General features: G+C 61.0%; 4 protein-coding genes. 3 read left to right on the forward strand and 1 reads right to left on the reverse strand.

The window, feature by feature from the left end:
* On the reverse strand, positions 1–320 hold a 320-nt coding region (locus BIS11_RS13335; RefSeq protein ID WP_367399213.1), incomplete at its 3' end, for a DnaA N-terminal domain-containing protein.
* Positions 321–852: 532 nt separating this feature from the next.
* Here BIS11_RS13335 and rpmH point away from each other — a divergent pair.
* From rpmH to yidC, 3 genes are all read left to right on the forward strand, one after another.
* A complete protein-coding gene (gene rpmH, locus BIS11_RS13340; RefSeq protein ID WP_227391295.1) occupies positions 853–987 on the forward strand; it encodes a 50S ribosomal protein L34 in 135 nt (44 codons plus the stop codon).
* Positions 988–1,000: 13 nt separating this feature from the next.
* Positions 1,001–1,402: a ribonuclease P protein component gene (rnpA, locus tag BIS11_RS13345; RefSeq protein WP_253421730.1), complete on the forward strand. Its 402-nt coding sequence runs from the start codon at positions 1,001–1,003 to the stop codon at positions 1,400–1,402.
* A gap of 114 nt (positions 1,403–1,516) precedes the next feature.
* Positions 1,517–3,205, forward strand: coding sequence for a membrane protein insertase YidC (gene yidC, locus BIS11_RS13350; RefSeq protein ID WP_253421726.1), 1,689 nt, complete (start codon positions 1,517–1,519; stop codon positions 3,203–3,205).
* The last annotated feature ends 174 nt before the right edge of the window (positions 3,206–3,379 follow it).

Below are 3,379 nucleotides of genomic sequence, written 5' to 3' on the forward strand. Positions count from 1 at the left end.
GCCGCGGGCCGCTCCGGGGCGGCGGACACCGGATGGCCCAGGTCGCGCGGCTGGGGCGCGGCGGCCACCGTGCGACGGCTGCCCACGCTCAGGCTCACCTTGGGAGGCTTGGAGGGCGCGAGCTCACGAATCAGCTCGCTGATGCGCTTGGCGTACTTGTCGCTCACCCAGTCGCGCACGAAGCGGTTGGGCGCCAGCAAGCAGAGCTCGTTGGCCTCCCCCTCTTCCGCCTGCAAGGGACGAATCCAGGTGTTGAACTGCTGGGAGCTTAGTTCGTCCTGCAGATAGTCCAGGCACTGTTGCCAAAGCGCGAGTGACACTCATCTCACCATCAGTTGAAAACGGCCGACCATTGTACCGCCCATGGCGTCGGTTATCCACACGCGAAAGGGGCTCGCTCCGGGCTGTGGACAACTCATCGTGAGCCATTGGGAGAACCCGGGCACGACATGAGGACAGAGAGGCGAAATCGTCGTTTTCAAGGATCCATGCACACCTCGCGCACACCTTCCAAAGCGTTTTCCAACGGCTTATGCACACATTTTTTATGCTTGTAAGCATTTGTTAATAAAATTCAAAAGACACTTATCCACAATTAGTATCCCCACTATTAATAACAACGGGTTTCAAATAACTTCATTAGTAATGATAGTGGCGTCAAAACCTCGACTTGAGGGCACGTTAAGGGGCGTTAGAGCATATTTAGCGCTTTTTATGCATGGAAAAATTGCACCCAGCCCGCGAAGTCTCTACAATTTCCGGTCTTGAATTGAACCTCCCCGGCTAGTTCTTCCACTGGACCGGGTCGTTTGGAATTCACTTTCGTCCTAAACCACGTGGGAATAACCAGTTATGAAACGCACTTTTCAACCCAGCGTTCTCAAGCGCAAGCGCGCGCATGGCTTCCGTGCTCGCATGGCCACCAAGAACGGCCGCGCCGTCATCAACCGTCGTCGCGCCAAGGGCCGCAAGCGTCTGAGCGCCTGATTTCAGATTGCGTGTGCCGCACCAAGGCTTTCCCCGGGATTTGCGCTTACTGAATGCCGGGGATTTCAGCCACGTATTCGAGCAGGCAGACCTGAAGGTCCACGGCAAAGGTATGATGGCGCTCGCGCGTCTCAGTACCCGGGGGCATCCTCGCGTTGGACTGGTGGTCAGCAAGAAGAATGTCAAGCTCGCCGTCGACCGTAACCGCTTCAAGCGTCTCGTCAGAGAATCCGTCCGGCTTCGCCAGCACCGTTTGCCTTCCATGGACATCGTGATCCTGGCCAAGCGCGGTGTGCAGGATATCGACAATGAAACGCTCGCCCGCCAGCTGCACGGCATGTGGAAGCGACTTTCGCGCGATGCGCTTGCACTCTCGCCGCCTCCCTCGCTTGCTAATGTTACGCACGGCGCTTGATCGCACACCTCGCCGCTCGGCCCCGGCCTGCCTCATGGCAGGCTTTCGTGTGTCTTGGGGCGAGAAATGACACTGCGCCATTAGCATGTTCACCACCCATCGGGCAGAACCCTCATGGACGTAAAACGACTTTTATTGCTGATTCCACTGGCCGTACTGGCCTATCTTCTGGTTGTTCAGTGGAATCAGGACTACGGGCAGACCAGCTTCGACTCGACGCCGGAGATCACCCAGCGCCAGAGCAGCGAGCAAGGCGTCGACGACGGCAGCGGTAACGACCTGGCCGTTCCCACTTCCAATGCCCCCCAGGGCAGCGCCAACGAGGCGATTCCCACGGACAACGGCAGCGAATCCGCCAGCCGTGACTTCATCGCCGTCACCACCGACGTGCTGGACGTGCGCATCGACCCCTACGGCGGCGACATCGTCTTCGCGGCCCTCCCCCAGCACAAGATGACGCTGGACTCCGAGCGCAACTACGTGCTGCTCTCCGACAACGCCTCGCGCAGCTACGTGGCGCGCTCGGGCATCCAGCTCGACGGCCAGGCCAGCCGCATCGCCTTCACGCCGGCGAGCACCGAATACCGCCTGGGCAACGACGAGCAGTCCCTCGAGGTCGATCTTCGCGCCGAGGTCAACGGCGTCGACGTGACCAAGCGCCTGACCTTCGAGCGCGGAAGCTACGCGGTGGACGTCAGCTACTTCGTGGCCAACAACACCGAAGAGCCGGTCACCGCTCGCTTCATCGGCCAGCTCGCCCGCGACAACAGCCCCGACCCGTCCAGCGGCGTGACCCTGGGCATGAACTCCTACATGGGCGCGGCCTTCTCGACCCCGGACACCCGCTACGAGAAGATCGACTTCGCCGACATCCAGAACCGCCGCTTCGAGAACCGCGAAGCCCAGGGCGGCTGGATCGCGATCATCCAGCACTACTTCGTGTCCGCCTGGGCGCCTTCCCAGAACCAGCAGAACCTCTACTACGTCACCACCGACGCGCGTGATCGCAACGTGGTCGCCTTCGCCGGCCCCACCAGCAGCATCGCCGCCGAAGGCGACGCCACTCTCGGCGCCACGCTCTACATGGGCCCGAAGGTGCAGGACTACCTCGAACAGGTGGCGCCGAATCTTCAGCTGACCGTGGATTACGGCTGGCTGTGGTTCATCGCCAACCCGCTGTTCTGGCTGCTCGACAAGATCCACGACCTGGTGGGTAACTGGGGCTGGTCGATCGTGCTGCTGACCGTGCTGGTCAAGGCGGCGCTGTTCCCGCTCTCCGCCAAGGCGTACAAGTCGATGGCGCGCATGCGCAAGCTCGGCCCGGAAATGCAGCGTCTCAAGGAGATGTACGGCGACGACCGCCAGAAGATGTCCCAGGAGATGATGAAGTTCTACCAGAAAGAGAAGATCAACCCGCTCGGCGGCTGTCTTCCGATCCTGGTACAGATGCCGGTGTTCATCGCCCTGTACTGGATGCTGCTCGAGTCCGTGGAGCTTCGCCACGCACCGTTCATGCTCTGGGTCCAGGATCTCTCGGTGAAGGACCCCTACTTCATCCTGCCGATCCTGATGGGCGTGTCGATGTACGTGCAGCAGCTTCTCAACCCGACGCCTCCGGATCCGATGCAGGCGAAGATCATGAAGCTTCTGCCGATCATCTTCACCTTCTTCTTCCTGTGGTTCCCGGCGGGCCTGGTGATCTACTGGGTGGTCAACAACATCATCTCGGTGGCGCAGCAGTACTTCATCACCAAGCGCATCGAGAACGACCCCACCGTCGGCAAGGGCATGCGAACCAAGTAACGCCCTCGCGCTCGACCTCCAGACCCCCGCCCCGTGCGGGGGTCTGGCGTTTCGGGCGCCGTGAATTCACACTAACGCCATTTCTCAAAGAGACGCGCCATGGCCTCAAGACTCTACACCCAGGACACGATCGCCGCGCTCGCCACCCCGCCCGGGCGCGGCGGCGTCGGCATC

The sequence above is a fragment of the Halomonas sp. 707D4 genome (assembly GCF_024158685.1).
Taxonomy (GTDB): Bacteria; Pseudomonadota; Gammaproteobacteria; order Pseudomonadales; family Halomonadaceae; genus Vreelandella.